This window comes from Enterobacter sp. BIGb0383 (assembly GCF_003751845.1).
Lineage (GTDB): Bacteria > Pseudomonadota > Gammaproteobacteria > Enterobacterales > Enterobacteriaceae > BIGb0383.
This window is the reverse complement of the sequence record NZ_RJKQ01000002.1, coordinates 459157-477691: the sequence shown is the minus strand read 5'-3', so window position 1 is coordinate 477691 and position 18535 is coordinate 459157. Positions and strand designations below refer to the sequence as shown.

At 56.8% G+C, this 18535-nt stretch carries 17 protein-coding genes and 1 pseudogene; 9 read left to right on the top strand and 9 right to left on the bottom strand.

Annotated elements, in window-relative coordinates; genetic code table 11:
• Positions 1 to 1083, top strand: a complete 1083-nt coding sequence (locus EDF81_RS10645) for a YncE family protein (RefSeq protein ID WP_123348116.1) — start codon at positions 1 to 3, stop codon at positions 1081 to 1083.
• 57 nt (positions 1084 to 1140) lie between these two features.
• On the opposite strand, the gene EDF81_RS10640 is transcribed toward EDF81_RS10645, so the two are convergent.
• The 3 genes from EDF81_RS10640 to EDF81_RS10630 are packed head-to-tail and all read right to left on the bottom strand — an operon-like array spanning position 1141 to position 3397.
• Positions 1141 to 2091, bottom strand: a complete 951-nt coding sequence (locus EDF81_RS10640) for a zinc-dependent alcohol dehydrogenase family protein (protein WP_123348115.1) — start codon at positions 2089 to 2091, stop codon at positions 1141 to 1143.
• A 30-nt stretch (positions 2092 to 2121) separates the two neighbouring features.
• Positions 2122 to 2616 (bottom strand): hypothetical protein, encoded by a 495-nt coding sequence (locus tag EDF81_RS10635; protein WP_184999520.1) that lies wholly within the window; start codon positions 2614 to 2616, stop codon positions 2122 to 2124.
• The gene (locus tag EDF81_RS10630; RefSeq protein ID WP_123348113.1) at positions 2609 to 3397 is read right to left on the bottom strand and encodes a hypothetical protein; all 789 of its coding nucleotides are present in this window, start codon (positions 3395 to 3397) and stop codon (positions 2609 to 2611) included. Before EDF81_RS10630 ends, EDF81_RS10635 begins: the two co-directional genes overlap by 8 nt.
• Before the next feature lie 189 nt (positions 3398 to 3586).
• On the opposite strand from EDF81_RS10630, the gene pheP reads away from it, so the two are divergent.
• The 5 genes from pheP (at position 3587) to EDF81_RS10605 (ending at position 9625) form a co-directional block, all read left to right on the top strand.
• Positions 3587 to 4981: a phenylalanine transporter gene (pheP, locus tag EDF81_RS10625; protein WP_123348112.1), complete on the top strand. Its 1395-nt coding sequence runs from the start codon at positions 3587 to 3589 to the stop codon at positions 4979 to 4981.
• A 153-nt stretch (positions 4982 to 5134) separates the two neighbouring features.
• Entirely contained in the window at positions 5135 to 6376 is a 1242-nt protein-coding gene (locus EDF81_RS10620; protein WP_123348111.1) for an MFS transporter, read from the top strand.
• Between the two features lie 15 nt (positions 6377 to 6391).
• Complete coding sequence (locus EDF81_RS10615; protein WP_123348110.1) at positions 6392 to 7420, top strand: sugar phosphate isomerase/epimerase; 1029 nt, start codon at positions 6392 to 6394, stop codon at positions 7418 to 7420.
• Positions 7417 to 8568, top strand: coding sequence for a Gfo/Idh/MocA family protein (locus tag EDF81_RS10610; protein WP_123348109.1), 1152 nt, complete (start codon positions 7417 to 7419; stop codon positions 8566 to 8568). Before EDF81_RS10615 ends, EDF81_RS10610 begins: the two co-directional genes overlap by 4 nt.
• 76 nt (positions 8569 to 8644) lie before the next feature.
• Positions 8645 to 9625, top strand: a complete 981-nt coding sequence (locus EDF81_RS10605; RefSeq protein ID WP_123348108.1) for a LacI family DNA-binding transcriptional regulator — start codon at positions 8645 to 8647, stop codon at positions 9623 to 9625.
• 3 nt (positions 9626 to 9628) lie between these two features.
• Here the strand turns inward: EDF81_RS10605 and EDF81_RS10600 are convergent, their stop codons facing one another.
• From EDF81_RS10600 to EDF81_RS10585, 4 genes are all read right to left on the bottom strand, one after another.
• Positions 9629 to 10873, bottom strand: coding sequence for a mechanosensitive ion channel family protein (locus tag EDF81_RS10600; protein WP_123348107.1), 1245 nt, complete (start codon positions 10871 to 10873; stop codon positions 9629 to 9631).
• A gap of 95 nt (positions 10874 to 10968) precedes the next feature.
• The gene (nfsB, locus tag EDF81_RS10595; RefSeq protein WP_123348106.1) at positions 10969 to 11622 is read right to left on the bottom strand and encodes an oxygen-insensitive NAD(P)H nitroreductase; all 654 of its coding nucleotides are present in this window, start codon (positions 11620 to 11622) and stop codon (positions 10969 to 10971) included.
• A gap of 116 nt (positions 11623 to 11738) precedes the next feature.
• Complete coding sequence (locus EDF81_RS10590) at positions 11739 to 12107, bottom strand: MmcQ/YjbR family DNA-binding protein (RefSeq protein ID WP_123348105.1); 369 nt, start codon at positions 12105 to 12107, stop codon at positions 11739 to 11741.
• A gap of 3 nt (positions 12108 to 12110) precedes the next feature.
• Positions 12111 to 12692 carry a TetR/AcrR family transcriptional regulator gene (locus tag EDF81_RS10585; RefSeq protein ID WP_123348104.1) on the bottom strand — a complete coding sequence of 194 codons (582 nt, stop codon included), beginning with the start codon at positions 12690 to 12692 and terminating at the stop codon, positions 12111 to 12113.
• Positions 12693 to 12882: 190 nt separating this feature from the next.
• Between EDF81_RS10585 and EDF81_RS10580 the strand changes: the two genes are divergently transcribed.
• Both EDF81_RS10580 and EDF81_RS10575 read left to right on the top strand, forming a co-directional pair.
• On the top strand, positions 12883 to 13998 hold the full coding sequence (locus tag EDF81_RS10580) for an MBL fold metallo-hydrolase (protein ID WP_123348103.1): 1116 nt from the start codon (positions 12883 to 12885) through the stop codon (positions 13996 to 13998).
• Positions 13999 to 14023: 25 nt separating this feature from the next.
• Positions 14024 to 14365 (top strand): RamA family antibiotic efflux transcriptional regulator, encoded by a 342-nt coding sequence (locus EDF81_RS10575; protein WP_123348102.1) that lies wholly within the window; start codon positions 14024 to 14026, stop codon positions 14363 to 14365.
• A gap of 31 nt (positions 14366 to 14396) precedes the next feature.
• Here EDF81_RS10575 and EDF81_RS10570 read toward each other — a convergent pair whose 3' ends face one another.
• Positions 14397 to 16550 carry a TonB-dependent siderophore receptor gene (locus EDF81_RS10570; RefSeq protein WP_123348101.1) on the bottom strand — a complete coding sequence of 718 codons (2154 nt, stop codon included), beginning with the start codon at positions 16548 to 16550 and terminating at the stop codon, positions 14397 to 14399.
• Between the two features lie 150 nt (positions 16551 to 16700).
• Here EDF81_RS10570 and EDF81_RS10565 point away from each other — a divergent pair.
• Positions 16701 to 18325, top strand: a pseudogene (locus EDF81_RS10565) (alpha/beta hydrolase-fold protein); the annotation flags it as partial.
• Here the strand turns inward: EDF81_RS10565 and EDF81_RS10560 are convergent.
• Positions 18266 to 18508: a DUF1158 domain-containing protein gene (locus tag EDF81_RS10560; protein ID WP_123348099.1), complete on the bottom strand. Its 243-nt coding sequence runs from the start codon at positions 18506 to 18508 to the stop codon at positions 18266 to 18268. The pseudogene EDF81_RS10565 and the gene EDF81_RS10560 sit on opposite strands and share 60 nt — an antisense overlap.
• Positions 18509 to 18535 lie beyond the last annotated feature (27 nt).

Below are 18535 nucleotides of genomic sequence, written 5' to 3'. Positions count from 1 at the left end.
ATGAAGATGAAAACGTCCGCGCTGGCACTGCTGGTGGCAACGGTACTGACAGGCTGTGCCGCACAGTCATCCGCTCCGGCAGCGCCTGAAGTCGCAAAAGAGCCCACTACCGTTGCGGCAACTGACGTGGTGAAGCGCGATCTGGCCGACGGCCTGTATGAAATGGTGCTCAGCCCGGCAGGCGACGCGCTGTACGTTGCCAGTTCTGAAGGCTTCAAAGATGTGCAGGGCGGCGTAGTCTACAAACTCGATCCTAAAACCCTGAAAACCATCGGACGCAGCCACACCGACCTGAAAAACTTCGGGATGGATATCTCCGCTGACGGCAAAGTGGTGTATGTCACCAACTCCCTGGACGGCGGCATCAGCGCCCTGAACACCGCCGACGGCAAAGTGAAAGGCCGCACGCTGTTCCCCGAGCGCAATAAAGAAGGCTTCCCGTACGGTGCGCGTCAGGTGATGCTGCACAACGGTCTGCTCTATATCGGCGCGGTTGCCGATCCGGCGGTGATCTGGGTGGTGGATGCCGAAACGCTGAAGCTGAAAACCCGCATCAAAAACACCGGGAAATGGATGACCGGCCTGCACTACTCTGAGAAAACGCAGCGTATCTATGCGGCCAACGGCGGCGGTGAAATCCTGGTGATCAACCCGCGCAATAATCGTATCGAACACCGCTGGAAGCCGCTGGGCGACAAACCGGCTCTGCTGCTGAACATGGCGGAAGATACGGAAACTGGCCGTCTGTTTGTCACCGACAACTCCCAGGCGAAAACCACCCTGGTGGTCGATATCAATACCGGCAAGCTGCTGAAAACGCTGGATGTGGGCGATTCCCTGTCGGTGAAATTCAACCCGAAACGTCACGAGATTTACATCACCCGTCGTGACGGCGGTAAACTGCTGAGCCTGGATGCCACCTCTTACGCGGTGAAAAAATCCTGGGATCTGCCACCGAACCCGAACAGCATGCTGCTGTCCGCCGATGGGCAAACTCTGTTTGTTACGGTAAAACAGCCGTTTAACAAGGATCACTCCACCAGCGCACCGGACAGCGTCGTCCGTATCGCTCTGGATAAGTAAGCCTCTCGCCTCGTTACCGGAACGCGCCCTCTGTCCGCGGCGCGTTCCGGATTTCTGCTAGATCTCGCCCATCACCAGCATCGGTTTCTCCGTCCGTCCTTCAGCCCGGTAAAACGCCATTGCCTCTTGCCAGTCGGCCTGCGAAAAGCATCGGATGCCGCCGAGTCTGCTGATTTTCAGCAACGTCCAGATCTCACTAAACAGCGACTGCCACCGGGCGGGCGTGAGATCGTCCAGATAATTTCGAATATGGAACCAGTGCATTCGCGGCAGCCTGCGGGTTTGCCGGAAGGGCTGGCCTGAGAGCAGGCCATAGCAGATAAACAGCGCCGCGTCGGGAAGCGTTTGCAGGAGGGTTTCGGCAAGCTGTCCACCGGTGGCGTCAAAAACCAGGTCTGAGTCCCTGGCAATGCGTTCCACGGCCTGAACATCCTGCTGCGATACTGGCGTAATGCCGCAGTCGATAAGCCTTTGCGCATGAACGACAGAGCGATGGATCCCGGCGACTGACACGGCCCCCATCCGCAATGCCCACTGTCCCAGTAATAAGGCACAGTCGGACCCCGCGGCGGTCAGCAGCACCCGCTTGCCTGCCGGGGAATAAAGCCGGAGCATCAGCAGCGCCGCCAGCGGGTTAATATAAGCCCGGGCGGCGAGGGCCGTGTCGATTTCATCCGGAACGAGGACCGCCCAGTCAGGATCGCAGTCAACGTGGGTTTGCCAGGTCCCTTCACCGCGTAGCGGCAGCACGCGCTTGCCCGTCAGGTGGCTAAGTCCGTGCGGGGCTGATAGCACTACGCCGACGCCTTCATAGCCGGCAACGACGGGCGGCGTGATGCGATGGCTGTAGGCCCCGGTCACCGGAATAAGATCCGAGGCGTTGATCGGGGCACAGAGCATCCTGACCCGTAATCTGTCGGCAGGGCAGGGAGGCAGAGGAGCAGACTCAACCTTAAGCGTCTCCTCCGGAAGGCCAAAGTGGCGATAGCAGATAGCGGTGTGATTCATGGGATCTCTGCGGCAACAGTACCGGGTTTTTTAATAACGTGTGCAGGTATTAATAAACGAGTGGGGACCGCCTATCAAATAGGACAGATTATCGATTTTAAAGACATCTACCTGAAAGTCGTCCTTACCGATTGTATATTCATTCAGCAACAACTGAAATAAATCGTCGGTGATATCATCGCCGTTTAATTTTTCAATGCTTTTGATTTTATAAGAAAATGTTTTGCCCTGAGTTAATGAGCCCGCCTCAAAGCGCACGCTGCGGTTGATCTTGCTGATCTTATCGCCGCTTTGCGTGGTTCCACCGATCAGGAAATAACCATCCTGCAAAGAGTAAAATCGTAAATCCTGAGAAACATTGAAATAAATATCTTTGTTGTTGTCGTTAAGTATATACCGAGTGAAAGTAAGGCATTTGAACGGGAAAAGATTAAAGCTGTTAATTTTATTTTGAATTGTGATTACGCTGACTGGCGTTGCCAGCACTAAAAAAACAACGCCCAGCATAATTGTTTTTTTAATCATTGATTTCATTCCGGTTTGAATAAAAAATATTGTCGCAGGATAGGTTCACACCCTCTGACCCTGTGCGGCATAAAGAGAGCATTGTCCGGCCATATGTCTGGGGCGTGCTGGAAGGATAGTAATCAAAGTAAAGGTTAAATCCTTTGGTGCAGGAGAGGTTATTTTCTTGCAGGATTTTTGCAACCTGATTCTCTACTTTCTCGTTGTAGTATTCACGCTCGGATTTGACGGTATGTATCACGCAGCCTGTCTGTAGCGTATGCGCAGTGAATGTCGGGTCACGTTCTGTATTTCTGGCCTTCAGGATCCACAATCCGGCAAGCGTGGCCATAATCAGCACGGCGAGTCCTGCCCCCAGGGGAAGCAGGGGATACGCGAAGAGACCGCGAGGGTTTTTCTTCGCAGGCTCAGGGGCTGAATGTTCTACCCGCTGTACAGGCTCGTTCTGTGCTGAAGTCTTTACGATGCCGATCTGTTCGTCGAGTTTTATGCCAATTTTGGGGATGGTGATAACGAAATTGTCGCAGCCAAAAGCAAGCATGCTGCGCCGCAGCAAACTCAGATATTGATTAAGATTGCTGTTTGAGCCCGTTAGTCCGTACTTGTCCCAGACCTCGCGGAAAAGGAAATCTCGGGTCAGAATTTCACACTCAGACTCCAGTATAATCTGCAGCAATCGCTGCGCAGGCAGGGGAAGCTGGACAACATCGTTTGTCTCAAGGTGCTGAAGAGTGCCATCTCCGCTATTGAAAATAATTGAATTATTTATGGTATACTGCACGGCAACTCCCCGTAATACCTAAGATTTCACTGCAATACGTTATTAATACACAGTCTTCGCCAATCTGCCAGCGCCACGCTTTCCTGTCCGGTATCTGCTTTACATTAACCGGAGGCACGCCAGTCTTGCGGCAGGCCACGCTAAGTGTTAAAAGGTGCCCCTTCTATAAAAATGATAAAGGGGAAGGACGTGAAGAACGCGTCAACCGCATCCGCAAACACATCAGGCGATGCCGGGTCGGAGCAGCAGCCGACACTGCAGCGAGGGCTGCAAAACCGCCATATTCAGCTGATTGCCCTTGGGGGCGCGATTGGCACCGGACTGTTTCTGGGCATTGGCCCGGCGATCCAGATGGCCGGACCGGCCGTACTGCTGGGTTACGGCGTCGCCGGTATTATTGCCTTTCTGATTATGCGCCAGCTCGGCGAGATGGTAGTGGAAGAGCCGGTATCCGGCTCCTTCGCCCACTTTGCGTATAAATACTGGGGGCCGTTCGCCGGTTTCCTTTCCGGCTGGAACTACTGGGTTATGTTTGTGCTGGTCGGCATGGCGGAACTGACCGCCGCCGGTATCTATATGCAGTACTGGCTGCCCGACGTGCCGACCTGGATCTGGGCGGCGGTCTTCTTCGTTATCATTAATGCCATAAACCTGGTCAACGTCCGCGTGTACGGTGAAACCGAATTCTGGTTTGCGCTGATTAAGGTACTGGCGATTATCGGTATGATCGGCTTCGGCGTCTGGATGCTCTTCTCCGGTCACGGTGGCGAGCGTGCGGGGATCGAAAACCTCTGGCAGCACGGCGGCTTCCTGGCGACGGGCTGGCACGGGCTGATTCTCTCTCTGGCGGTAATTATGTTCTCCTTCGGCGGACTGGAGCTGATCGGCATTACCGCCGCAGAAGCGCGCAACCCGGAAAAGACGATTCCTCAGGCCGTAAACCAGGTGGTGTACCGCATCCTGCTGTTCTATATCGGTTCTCTGGTGGTTCTGCTGGCGCTCTATCCGTGGAGTGAAATCCAGTCTAACAGCAGCCCGTTCGTGATGATTTTCCACGAACTCGACAGCAATATTGTGGCCTCAGCGCTTAACGTGGTGATTCTGGTGGCTTCGCTGTCGGTCTATAACAGCGGCGTTTACTCCAACAGCCGGATGCTGTTTGGCCTGTCGGTTCAGGGGAATGCGCCTAAGTTCTTAACCCGCGTCAGCCGTCGCGGCGTGCCGGTAAACTCCCTGTTCCTCTCAGGTGCGATCACCTCTCTGGTGGTGCTGGTGAACTATCTCCTGCCGCAGAAGGCGTTCGGCCTGCTGATGGCGCTGGTGGTAGCGACTCTGCTGCTGAACTGGATCATGATCTGTCTGGCGCACCTGAAATTCCGCGCCGCGATGCGTCGCCAGGGCCGTGAGACGCAGTTTAAAGCCCTGCTGTATCCACTGGGTAACTATGTGTGTATCGCCTTCCTCGCCTTTATCCTGGTGCTGATGTGCACCATCGATGATATGCGTCTGTCGGCAATTCTGCTGCCAGGCTGGATCCTGTTCCTGTTTGTCGCCTTTAAGGCGCTGCGCCGTACTCCGCGCTGATCCTTTTCCCCCGCCGTCCGGCGGGGGAAGCCTCCCACATTTTTATCGTGACCGATCTCCCAGATCCGCTGTGACGTACAGGATCTTTGTTTTGTAATCGATTACTTTGCATTTGAGATGTTTTGTAATCGATTACTTTTTGAGGTGAGGCAAATGGTGTCAACAACCGAAAGTCGTGGGAAAGCAAACGTGTCATACCGGCTCCTTGTGCCGCGTCTGTCACTGATGATGTTTATGCAGTTCTTTATCTGGGGTAGCTGGTCGGTAACGCTGGGTCTGGTGATGACCCAGTACAATATGTCATTGCTGATTGGCGATGCCTTCTCCGCAGGTCCCATCGCGTCGATTCTTTCGCCGTTTGTACTGGGGATGCTGGTTGACCGCTTCTTCCCGTCACAGAAGGTGATGGCGGTGATGCATCTGCTTGGCGCCATTTTCCTGTGGTTTGTGCCGCAGGCGCTGGTTGCCGAAAACGGTGCGCTGCTGATTGGCCTGCTGTTTGGCTATACCCTGTGCTATATGCCGACGCTGGCGCTGACCAACAATATTGCGTTCCACAGCCTGGCGAATATCGATAAAACCTTCCCGGTGGTGCGCGTCTTCGGCACCATCGGCTGGATTGTCGCGGGGATCTTTATCGGCGTGACCGGCATTTCCGACACCACCGGTATCTTTACCCTGGCGGCGGCGTGTTCAGTGCTGCTGGCGATCTATAGCCTGACGCTGCCGCATACGCCGGCCCCGGCGAAAGGGCTGCCGGTTAAGCTGCGCGATCTGCTCTGCGCCGATGCCTTTGCGCTGCTGAAAACCCGTCACTTCTTTATCTTCTCCCTGTGCGCGACGCTGATCTCCGTCCCGCTGGGTACCTACTACGCCTATACCGCGTCCTTCCTGTCTGACGCGGGCGTAGCGGATGTCAGTACGGCCATGTCCTTCGGCCAGATGTCTGAAATCTTCTTTATGCTGGTGATCCCGCTGCTGTTCCGCCGTCTTGGCGTGAAGTACATGCTGCTGATCGGCATGCTGGCGTGGTTTGTGCGCTACGCCATGTTCGCGATGGGCGTCAGCGAGGAAGGGCGTGCGCTGCTCTATCTCGGCATCCTGCTGCACGGCGTGTGCTACGACTTCTTCTTTGTGGTTGGCTTTATCTATACCGACCGCGTGGCGGGCGAGAAGGTGAAAGGTCAGGCCCAGAGCATGATCGTGATGTTCACCTACGGTATCGGGATGCTGCTCGGCTCGCAGATCTCCGGCGCGCTCTATAACCGAATTGTTGCCGGTCAGACCGTACCGCAGGCGTGGGTAACCTTCTGGTGGATCCCAGCCGTGGCCGCTGCCGCCATCGCATTAATTTTCCTTTTCTCTTTCAAATACGATGAGAAAGAGCCTGAGTAATTGTTCGGAGGGGTTATGAAAACGATCAAGGGACCTGGTATTTTTCTGGCGCAGTTTATCGGGGGCCAGCCCCCGTTTAACTCGCTGGAAGGGCTGGCCGACTGGGCTGCGGGGCTGGGGTATAAAGCGCTGCAGATCCCCTGCAATCATAAGGCGATTTTTGACCTTGAACGGGCAGCCAGCAGCCAGGCGTACTGCGACGAGGTGCGCGGTATTCTGGCTGAACGCGGGTTAAGCATCAGCGAGCTGTCGACCCATCTGGAAGGGCAGCTTGTTGCTGTACATCCGGCCTATGACGACGCCTTCGACGGCTTTGCGCCGCCCGAGGTTCGCGGCAACCCGCAGGCGCGTCAGCGCTGGGCGACGCAGATGCTAATGCTTGCCGCAAAGGCTTCACAGAATCTGGGTCTTAGCGCCCACGCTACGTTCTCCGGGGCGCTGGCCTGGCCCTATTTTTACCCCTGGCCGCCGCACAATGCGGCCCTGCTGGATGAGGCATTCCAGACGCTGGCCCGACTCTGGCGGCCGATCCTCGATGCTTTTGATGAGCATGGCGTGGATCTCTGCTATGAAATTCATCCCGGCGAGGATCTGCACGATGGTGCCACCTTTGAGCGCTTCCTCGCGCTGGTGGATAACCATCCGCGCTGCAATATTCTCTACGATCCGAGCCATCTGCATCTCCAGCAGATGGATTACCTGGCGTTTATCGATATCTACCATTCGCGGATTAAAGCCTTCCACGTGAAGGATGCTGAGTTTCGCGGCAACGGGCGCAGCGGCGTTTACGGCGGTTACCAGCCGTGGATCGACAGAGCAGGGCGCTTCCGCTCGCTGGGCGACGGGCAGATCGATTTTAAAACCATCTTCAGCAAGCTTACCCAGTACGGCTATGACGGCTGGGCGGTGCTGGAGTGGGAGTGCTGCCTGAAGGACGCTGAAATCGGCGCGCGGGAAGGCAGTGAGTTTATCCGTCGCCACATTATTCCCGTGTCGGGACGGTCGTTTGATGATTTTGCCGCAGGCGGTGAGGTACGTTCATGATTCAGGTTGGCGTTATCGGGACCGGGTTTATTGGCCCGGCGCATATTGAGGCGCTGCGGCGCACGGGGATGGTTGAGGTGGTTGCCCTCTGCGACGTCTCGGACGAGGCGGCACAGGCCAAAGCCGCCGAGCTGAACATCCCTCACGGCTACGGCAGCGTTGAGCAGCTGTTAGCCCATCCCGGCCTGCAGGTGGTACATAACTGCACTCCGAACCATCTGCACGCGGCCATTAACCGGCAGATTATTGCTGCTGGTAAGCATGTTTTCTCCGAAAAACCACTCAGCATGACGCCGGAAGAGGCGCGGGAGCTGGTGACGCTGGCGGAGCAGTCCGGCGTGATACACGGCCTCAGCTTTGTCTACCGCCAGTTTGCGATGGTGCAGCAGGCGGCCAGTATGGTGCGTAACGGCAGCGTCGGGCGTATTTTCTCCACCCAGGGCGGCTATCTTCAGGACTGGATGCTGCTGGAAACCGACTACAACTGGCGTGTGGACGCGGCCCTCGGCGGACGTTCCCGCGCGCTGGCGGATATCGGCTCCCACTGGTGCGATACCCTGCAGTTTGTCACCGGGCGACGGATTGTCGAGGTAATGGCCGACCTCTCCGTGGTCTGGCCTACGCGTAAAGCCAGCGTCGGCGGGGGGCAGACCTTTACCGGCGGGCAGACGGCTCAGCGTTTTGAAGATAAGGCTGTCACCACCGAAGACAGAGGCGCGGTACTGCTGCGCTTCGATGACGGCAGCAAGGGCAGCTTCACCGTTTCCCAGGTGAGCGCCGGGCGTAAAAACCAGCTCACCTTTGAGGTCAACGGCAGCGACTGCTCGCTGGGCTGGGATCAGGAGGTGCCCCAGCGTCTGTGGATCGGTCATCGTCAGCAGCCCAACCAGTGGCTGAGCGACGATCCGGGCCTGCTGAATCCCGACGTGGCGGACCGGGCGCACTTCCCCGGCGGGCATATTGAAGGCTGGCCTGACGCCTTTAAAAATATGATGATCCAGTTCTACCGTGCGGTGGCAACGGGCAAGATGCCTGCCACAGGGCAGGCGAGCTTCGCCTCATTCCATGACGGCGCGGATGCGATGTATATCGTTGACGCCATTGTGGAAAGTCATCAACAGCAGCGCTGGATAACCGTCGCGAGATAACGCGTTGCCCGTTCGCCGGGCAGCGCTTTTGTGATAGCCTGCGGTTATTGCGCTATTAGCAGGGTCTATCGTCCGTATGTCTATTCAGAAAATCGCCCGCCTGGCGGGGGTCTCGGTGGCGACGGTGTCGCGGGTGCTCAACAACAGCGACACCGTCAAAGCCGGCAACCGCGAGCGCGTGCTGCAGGCTATCAAGGAAAGTAATTACCAGCCTAATCTGCTGGCCCGCCAGCTGCGCACGGCCCGCAGCCAGATGATCCTCGTGATGGTGTCGAATATCGCCAACCCGTTTTGCGCGGAGGTGGTTAAAGGCATTGAAGAGCAGGCGGAGCGTAACGGTTACCGTATTCTGCTGTGCCACTCTGGCTCTGACGTCGAGCGCTCGAAGTCCGGGTTGACGCTGCTGTCGGGTAAAATCGTTGACGGCATTATCACCATGGACGCCTTCTCCCGGTTGACGGAGCTGGCGACGCTTATCGGCGACGCACCCTGGGTGCAGTGTGCCGAATATGCTGACAGCGGGGCCGTTTCCTGCGTCGGGATCAACGATGTGGATGCCGCCCAGTCGGTGGTGAATCATCTTGCCGACGCGGGACGTCAGCGCGTTGCCTTGATCAATCACGACCTCAGCTACAAGTACGCCCGCCTGCGCGAACGGGGCTATAAAGCCGCTATTTATGCCAACGGGCTGGCGTATCAGACGGTAGAATACGCCAGCGAGCTAAGCTCGTCGGCCGGTAAGGCGGCAATGGAGCAGCTGCTGGCGCAGGAACCGCGGCCTGACGCGGTATTTGCCGTGTCCGATACGCTGGCCGCCGGGGCGATGCGCGCCATTGCCCAGGCCGGGCTGCGTATTCCGCAGGATATTGCGGTGGTGGGCTTTGACGGAACGGAGCTGGCGGAGATGGTGTCGCCGCAGCTGACCACCATCGAGCAGCCTTCGCGGGAAATCGGCCGCCGGGCCGTCGAGCTGCTGCTGAATAAGATCGACAACCCCGACGGCGCGGCGGAACGCATCATGATGGACTGGCGCTATATTTCCCGCGCCAGCGCCTGACGATTACGGCTGAATAGCCCCGGCCAGGGAACGCACGTCGTTCCCGGTGGGTGCCTGGTGGATCCGCAGGCCAAACTCCTCAACCACGGCAAAGATATGGTCGAAAATATCGGCCTGAATGCTCTCATATTCGAGCCAGATAACCGTGCTGGTGAAGGCGTAAATCTCAATCGGCAGCCCCTGATTATCCGGCGCAAGCTGGCGCACCATCAGCGTCATATCCTGACGAATACGCGGATGATTGCGTAAGTACTCGTTCAGATAGGCGCGGAACGTGCCAATATTGGTCATTTTCCGGTGATTCAGGGCTGAAGCACCGCTATCCTGCTGCTGGTTCCACTGGGCAATCTCTTCCCCGCGTGCCGCCATATACGGCTTCAGCAGCCGGGCCTGAATCAGCTTCTGCTGCTCTTCTTCGTCAAGAAAATGGATGCTGGTGGTGTCGATATTAATACTGCGCTTAATCCGACGTCCGCCGGATGCCGACATGCCGCTCCAGTTTTTAAACGAGTCTGAGACCAGCGACCAGGTCGGGATGGTGGTAATAGTATTATCCCAGTTGCGCACTTTGACCGTGGTCAGGCCGATATCCGTGACCGCGCCGTCAGCGCCGTATTTCGGCATTTCAAGCCAGTCGCCGAGCTTCAGCATATCGTTCGCGGAAAGCTGGATCCCGGCTACCAGTCCCAGTATCGGGTCTTTAAAGACCAGCATCAGTACCGCCGCCATCGCGCCGAGGCCGCTTATCAGAATTGCCGGGGACTGGCCGATCAGCAGGGAAATGACCAGAATGCCAACCAGAATGGCCACAATCAGCTTCACGCCCTGGAAAATGCCTTTAAGCGGTAGCTGAGAAGCAGCGGCCAGCTTCTGGGAGAGGTTAAAGATCACGTCCAGCAGCGAGAAGAAGGCGAGCATGGCGTAGATCATCACCCACAATCGGGCGCAGGTGCTGACCAGCTCGGCTGATTCGCTGCCTTTTTGCAGCCACAGGGTGGCCTGAACGTTGACGATAATCCCCTGAAGGGTAAAGGCCAGGCGGTGGAACAGTTTGTTCTGGGTGATGATCTGCAGCCACAGATGGGTACTGGCCCGGGCACGCTTCTCAAAAGCCCGCAGCACCAGGCGGTGCAGAATAAAATGGACGACGATGGCCGTCAGTAAAATAATGGCAAACACAATCGCCAGTGAGGTGGTGTGCGTCAGCTCAACCCCGAGCTCCTCAACCTGTGCAAAAAGCTCCTTCATAACGTCTCCTTTTATCAAAATCGGGGACATCATGACCTGGGGAGTTTAACGATGCAAATCCTCTCCCGAAGGAGAGGATGTGAGCGACGGGCAAATCAGCATTCGGTGAGCGTTGTGCTCAGAGGCAGACGAGACTTCGGCAGCGCCGCGTTAAAATCTTCTACGCTATGGTGTCCGACCGGCACCACCACCACGCTGGTAAAGCCTTTCTCACGCAGGCCAAACTCTTCGTCAAGGACAGCCGCGTCAAAGCCTTCGATGGGCACGGCATCCAGACCCAGTGCGCCAACGCCCAGCAGGAAGTTACCGACGTTAAGGTAAACCTGTTTCGCCATCCAGTGATGGTCGTCTTTCAGATCGACGCGGTGCATATCGGCAAAGTAGCGACGGCCTTTGTTATTACCCGCTTTGGCTTCCGGAGAAGCGAAACGACCGTCGGCATCTTCCTGATCCAGCACGGCGTCCAGCCAGGCGTCGTCCATCGCGGTTTTGGCGCAGAACACCACTACGTGGGAAGCATCAAGCATTTTACGCTCGTTAAAGACATAGCCACCGGCGGCGGATTTTGCCACGCGGGTTTTACCTTCGTCCGTGCTGGCCACGATAAAGTGCCACGGCTGGGAGTTGGTGCTGGATGGGCTGTACTGCAGCAGGGTTTTCAGCTTTTCCCCTTCGTCGGCGGTCAGTTTTTTGCTCGCGTCGAATGCCTTGGTGGAGTGACGTTTCAAGGCGACTGAAATGATATCCATAACTACTCCTGAGTTTTTTAGCCCGGTGGGCACGCTTAATGGCAGCAGGATACCGTCCTGCCAGGCAAAAGATAAGGGATTAAAATGCGGAAACACTTATACTTAGCGGCGATAAATCAGGCCGGACGCAGCCTCTGCCGTGCCTTTTTCGGCAGCTTATCGACCACCAGATTCCAGGAATCGATAACCAGATCGGTCACCAGCTCCGGGCTGAGATCGTCCCCGGCATAGAGGGAGATCCAGTGCTTTTTATTCAGATGATAACCGGGTTCGATACTGCGGTAGATTTGCTGATTAAGCAGTGACTTTTGCGGATCGGATTTCATGCTGACCAGCGGCCTGCCGCGGGATACAGAGGTCATCATAAAGATTTTCCCCTCCACCTTAAAGACGTCATATTCCGGGCCAAACGGCCAGCAGTGTTCGGTAAAGGGCAGGTCGAGGGCGACCTGCTTTGCGCAGTCCTGTAGGCTTTTGCTGTCCATCGTCTATTTCAGCTCGTCGGCAAGGGCGCGCCACATGGCTTCAAAACCGAGCTTTTTATAATGCGCGGCGCTGTCGGGTTCGAGGGTGGCAAATTCCATGGTAGTGTTGATCAGCGACCCGAAAAGCGCATCGCCAAACGCACGGTATTCGCGGGAGCGGAAAGCGGGCAGAACCGACTGTTCGCACAGTTCGTTCAGTTCCGGGAACATTTCCGTGACTTTCTGTCGGGTTTGCTCGGTGATCTTATCGCTGACCGAAAGCTGACGGATCGCCTGATGGGCAGGCGGATTGCGCAGTCCCCAGTCAACGTAGCTGTTCCAGATATGGCAGGTGTTGGTCTTTGCGTCGGTTTCGGTGTGGTCCCAGGAGACCAGCATCGCCTTGCACAGGTCCTGTTTCAGATACAGATAAAGCTCGTTCAGCAGATCGTCTTTGGTCGCGAAGTAGCGAAACAGCGTGCCTTCCGCAACGCCTGCACCCCGGGCAATGAGCGCCGTTGAGGCGGCGATCCCCGACTGTGCAACGGCCGTGGTCGCGGCTTCCAGTAACGCTTGTTTTTTGTCTTCACTCTTAGGACGAGCCACTACACTTTACCTCATCGATTTTAAAAACCACGATTGAAACATGCCCTTTCCGGTGCTGCAACGTTGAATGTCAAAGATTGAAAATCAACTTGACGATTTTTCGCTACCCTCTAATAATGAGTGCTTACTCACTCATAATCAAGTTTTCCCGCGTATCTCTACGGAAAGGGACGCGTCTCAGGGTCAGGATATGAAGCGTCTGATAATTTGCGTGGTGGTTGTTATGTTAATTGCGTCTGCGGCAACGCTGCCGTTTGTCCTCAATGCCGGTTTTGGCCAGGCCCCGAAAGGGAGTGAGCTGACCCGGGTTGAAACCTCGCCGAACTATCGTGACGGTCAGTTCCATAACCAGCTGCCGACACCGGGCTTTACCGGTGACAGGAATATGCTGCAGGTGTGGTGGGATTTTCTGGTGACCAAACGTGAAAACGCCCGTCCACAGCAGCCGCTGCCGCTGGTGGCGACGGATATTGCCAGCCTGCCGCTCGACCAGGACGTGATGCTGTGGCTGGGACACTCGTCCTGGTATCTGCAGATAGCGGGAAAACGCATTCTGATCGACCCGGTGTTCAGCAACTATGCCGCGCCATTCTCATTTCTGAATAAGGCCTTTGTCGGCGAGTATCCCTGGCGTGCAGAGACGATGCCGGAGATCGACCTGCTGATTATCTCCCACGATCACTATGATCACCTGGACTACGCCACCATTAACGCGTTGCGCCCGAAAATTAAGCGCGTGATTACGCCGCTGGGCGTGGGGTCGCATCTGCGTTATTGGGGCATTGACGGGAACATTATCAGCGAGGCGGACTGGAACCAGGCGCTGACGGTGGACGAGACGCTGACCGTTCACGTACTCCCGGCCCGCCACTTCTCCGGGCGCGGCCTGAAGCGTAATCAGACCCTGTGGGCCAGCTTTATGTTCTCCACGCCGGGCAGCAACGTCTATTACAGCGGCGATACCGGCTACGGTCCGCACTTCAAAGCGATTGGGGAGCAGTTTGGGCAGGTGGATCTGGCGATTATGGAAAACGGCCAGTACGACGCGGACTGGAAGTTTATTCATATGATGCCGGAAGAGGCGGCCCAGGCGGCAGTAGAGTTAAAGGCGAAGGCGATTGTGCCCGGCCACTCCGGACGCTTTGTGCTGGCCCGACACAGCTGGAACGACCCCTGGCAGCGGCTGGCGAAAGCCAGCGAAGATAAAGAGTATCGCCTGCTGACCCCGCAGCTGGGTGAGCCGGTGTCCATCGCCGATCGGGCGCAGCAGTTCAGCGCCTGGTGGGATACGTCCCGTAAACAGTAATCGAAGAGCAGAGAGGGAGAGAGGTATGACAATTTCCGCTCAGGTTATCGACACTATCGTCGAATGGATCGACAGCAACCTGCACCAGCCTTTACGTATTGACGATATCGCACGTCATGCGGGCTATTCCAAATGGCATCTGCAGCGGCTGTTTTTACAGTACAAAGGCGAGAGCCTTGGGCGCTATATTCGCGAGCGCAAGCTGCTGCTGGCGGCGCGGGATCTGCGCGACACGGATCATAAGGTTTACGATATCTGCCTGAAATACGGCTTTGATTCGCAGCAAACCTTTACCCGCATCTTTACCCGCACCTTCCACCAGCCGCCGGGCGCATACCGGCGTGAAAACCACAGCGGCGCCCACTGAAACCGCCCCGTAAAGGGGCGGTATGCGGTGATTACCAGTCGTAGCTGATGGTCGCGGTGACGTTTCGCCCCACACCATAGAAGCAGGCCGTGGTACCGCTACAGGAAGCAACATAGTGCGTATCGGCCAGGTTATTGACGTTGAACTGCACTTTCGCACCTTTCAGGCTGCTGCTTAGCTCACCCAACTGATAGCTCATCATCAGATCATAGAGATCGACCGATGGCACCTTAAAGGTGTTTTTCGCATCGCCGTAGCTGGTGCCGATATAGCGCATCCCTGCACCGGTGGTCAGGCTTTTCAGCGGACCGTTCGGCACCGTATAGCTGGCGAATGCCGACGCCATATGGGTTGGGATGCGCGCCGGGCTTTTCCCTTCGGTACCGGCGACGGTGGTACTGACGTTTTCCGTGTCCGTATAGGTGTAAGAGCCGATCAGGCTGATACTGTCATTGAGCAGGGAGGAATGGATTTCCGCTTCGAGCCCTTTTGAACGAATCTCCCCGGTGTTTTCATACCATTTCAGATCGCTGTTATAGGTGGCGACGTTGTTCTGCCTCAGGTCATACACCGCCAGCGACATAATGGTGCTATCCGTCGGCTGGTATTTAACCCCGATCTCCGTCTGCTTGCCGGTCGTTGGTGCGAAGGGTGCTACACCCGGAGCACGGTTGGTTTGCAGATTAGGTTCAAACGAGGTGCTGTAGCTGATATAGGGCGACAGGCCAAAATCAAAGGCGTAAAGCAGCCCGGCACGCCCGGTGAACTTGCTGTCGTTTTGCTGAGTGGCTTCACTCGGGGTGGCGGTCATATCGCGGGTGCGCACTTCGGCCCAGTCATAGCGTCCGGACAGCAGCAGTTCCCAGTTATTCCAGCTCAGCTGATCCTGCAGATAGAGACCCATTTGATCGAGATTCTGCTGCTCGTTGGTCCGGGTATCCATGGTGCTTTCATCGATGTTCAGGCCATAGACCGGCCGGGTCCAGTCCATATCGTAATCCGCGCTGCTGCCGCGCATCAGTAGCTGTTTGTCCTTGCTCGATTTGTAATCCATCCCGCCCAGCAACGTATGGTTAAGCGTGCCGGTGGTAAACTGCGCTTCCAGCTGGTTATCGAGGCCGAACTCATTGGTCGTGCGTTCTTCTCGCTGGGCATAGCGGGTCAGCACGGTGCTGCCCTCGGCGTTGTTGGCATTGACCAGATAACGGTACTTCTGCTTGATGCTGGCGTAGCGCGCGTTTTGTCGGAAGGTCAGCGTCTCGTTGATCTGATGTTCAAACTCGTAGCCAATCATTGCCTGCTCGCGCCAGGACTGGTCATAGTTCGGATCGCTGACGTTAAAATCACGCGGGATATAGCGGCCACCGGCGCTGACGACGGTGCCGTAGTACGGCAGGAAGTTGCGGTAGCCCGCGTCAGGATCTTTCTGGTAGCTGGTCAGCAGTGTAAAGCGTGTTTGATCGTTTGGCAGCCAGGTGATGGCCGGGGCGATGGCGATGCGCGTCTCTTTATAATCTTTGACCTGGTTTTGCTGGGTGCGGGCAATCCCGTTCAGCCGGTACAGAACGCGGCCGTCATCGCTTAACGGGCCGCCGAAGTCAAAGGCACCTTCCGCCAGATCCCGGCTGCCGGTGCTGAACTGTACTTTGTTGATGGACTCGCTGGTCGGGCGCTTGCTGGTCATGCTGATAAGCCCGCCCGGGTTCACCTGGCCAAACAGGACCGATGCCGGGCCGCGTACCAGTTCTACGCGCTCCAGCAGCCAGGGGTCGAAGGTGCCGGTTTGCGATGATGCGGTGGCACCATAGCTTAGGCCGTCGAGGAATTTGGGTACATAGCTGAAGCCGCGAACAAAGACCTCGTCATTGCGGTTGGATGAACCCCGATATTCCGTAAAGACCCCGGCGCTGTAGCGCAGCGCCTGCGAAACGGACGTTGCGTCAAGCGCGTCCATCTGGTCGCGGGTGACTACCGATACCGACTGGGGCGTTTTGATAAGCTCTGCGGACGTTTTCGTGGCCGAAAGGGTGCGGGTCGCCACCATTCCTTTTACCGGGGCGGTGGGCTCCTGGCTGACACCCTGGGTGACCACCAGTGTTTCTTCCGTACCTTTCGCCTGCGCGTTGAACCCTGTTGCCGCAAGACTTAGTACCCAGAGTTGCATTATCTTATTGTTTTTAAACATGCCTTTTCCTGTTTCCTTACCGTTCTTGCCATAAAAAAACCTGCCGTTGTTAGCGTGCAGGTCATCATCATTTGCTCATTGATGTTATTGCAAATCATTACCATTTGCATTAGCGTTGTTAACAAATGTCAGAGGGAGCGGGTCAACAAGATGGCGTGGCGTGATTTAGTGTTTGGGGTGAGTGCCATACCGGCTCTGGCGATGGCCTGTGAATCACCCGTTCTACAGGGCGATCTCCAGGGGAAGTTTGATGCCAGCGGCGAGATCTGTTTTGAACTGCCGACTCTGGGAGAGAACTATGTCTCAGCCACGCTGGTCGGGGTGACGGATGCCCATCTGCTTGACGACAAGAATCGTCGGCTGCGTACGCTGGTGGATGCCGGACCGGTGGACGGTGAGCAGACGCTGCTGTTTGCACTGCCGGTGAATCAGCCTTCCACGCTGGTACTGAAAGGAAAGGAAGGGGGGCGCTGGCGCTTCCAGTGGCGGATCGGGGAAACCTCTTCTCTGGCGCGTACGCAAAGCCTTGATCCTATCAGTCCGACGCTTCAGCGGGTACTGCACGAGCTGGCGGCGGGTGGCAACACCGACGCCTTCTGGCGTACCCGTAAAGCGCAGGGCACACCGATGGTGGAGCCGGTCGATGCCGACCATAAGCGTATTACCTTCCTGTGGCGCGGCGCACGTAACAACGTCTTTATTCTGGGATCGCCCGCGGGCGATCACGATCCGCTTTTTCGCCTGGGCCAGTCGGATATCTGGTTCCGTAGCTATGTGGTGCCAGCCGACACGGTGATGCAGTACAAGCTGGCGCCCGATGTGCCACGGGTTGAGGGTACGCCGCGTGACCAGCGACGGGCTATTCTGGTCAGCGCCCAGGCCGATCCGCTTAATCCCCGATCCCTGAGCGCGACCGGAAGCGATCGCTGGAATCGTTCCTCGCTGCTGGCACTCGATCCTACCCGCTACTGCACCACCGAGGCACTTTCCCGCCCGCTGAACCACGGTAGCCTTAGCCGTCAGATGCTGCGCAGCGAGCGGCTCGGCAATAGCCGGGAAGTCGCTATCTATCGTCCGCGTATGGCCCAGCCTGCGCGCTGGACGCTACTGTTATTCGACGGGAAAACCTACCAGGATGAGTACCATATCGCGAACCTGCTGGATGGCCTGATTGCCCGCCATCTGCTGCCGCCGGTCAACGTGGTCTTTATCGACAGCCTGGATCACGCCCGGCGGGCAAAAGAGCTGCCGCCCAATCCTGATTTCGCCGACTTTATGGCCCATGAACTGCTACCGTGGCTGCGTCAGCAGGGCGTCGCGCTGCAGCGGCAAAAAACGGTGCTGGCCGGGTCGAGCTACGGCGGGCTGGCCTCTTCCTGGGTGGCGCTGCGCTATCCACGCCTGTTTGGCAACGTGCTGAGCCTTTCCGGCTCTTACTGGTGGGCTCCGAAAGGGGAAGCGCCGGGCTGGCTGACGCAGCAGTATCAACAGTCGCCGCGTTATCCGGTGCGTTTCTGGCTACAGGCAGGACGATTTGAAACCCACGGGCCGAACGGCGGGATTTACCGCAACACCCTCGATTTCGAAAAAGTGCTGCGGGATAAGGGCTATCAGGTGAGCTTCCATCCCTCCTCCGGCGGTCATGACTATGCCGTCTGGTGCGAGGCGCTGGTGCAGGGGATGCGCGATTTTACCGGAGTAAAATCCATCCGTCGTTAAACGGCAAACCAGCGCCGCCAGACAAAGCGCAGGACGAAATATTCGATAGCGCCCAGCAACACAAACCACAGGCAGAACAGGATCGTGTAGAGCTGGTTGAGATCCATCAGATGGAGGGTTTCAACCAGCTTTTGCGCCAGCACAATCCCGAGCGAAGGCGCGGGCAGCAGCAGGCACGACAGAAATGCCATCATCAGGATCCCGGCGGCGGTGATTAGGGCTTCTTGCGGGTGTTTCATCGTTATGTTAATCGTCAGTTAAAAAAG